The sequence below is a fragment of the Bacillus sp. SIMBA_005 genome, from assembly GCF_046535585.1.
Classification (GTDB): Bacteria; Bacillota; Bacilli; order Bacillales; family Bacillaceae; genus Bacillus; species Bacillus pumilus.
Window position 1 is genome coordinate 1 of record NZ_JAWRWI010000319.1, and the last position, 276, is coordinate 276.

Below are 276 nucleotides of genomic sequence, written 5' to 3' on the forward strand. Positions count from 1 at the left end.
GGTGAGAAGCGGGTGCTTCTGCTTGTGATTTATATTCAATTCAATAACTATTCTACACAATACCGGATCTTTAGTCAAGGACGACTTATCCGGAACAACTTTTACATTGTAACATGGGTTTTCTATGAGCGCAAGAGAGAAAAAGAAAATCTTTCATCCCCACCCAGAATGCAAAGAACCAACAATTCCCCCCTTATTTCGCAATTTACAACAAAACCACCGACAGGAAGAAATGTAAAACAAAGTTAATCTCTGACCGATATAAGAAGCAGAAGG

1 protein-coding gene is annotated in these 276 nt (G+C 38.8%); it reads left to right on the plus strand.

Features of this window, described 5'->3' with window-relative positions; genetic code table 11:
- Positions 1-249 (plus strand): hypothetical protein (locus tag SB660_RS20295; protein ID WP_410584114.1); only part of this gene is annotated, 249 nt, incomplete at its 5' end.
- Positions 250-276 lie beyond the last annotated feature (27 nt).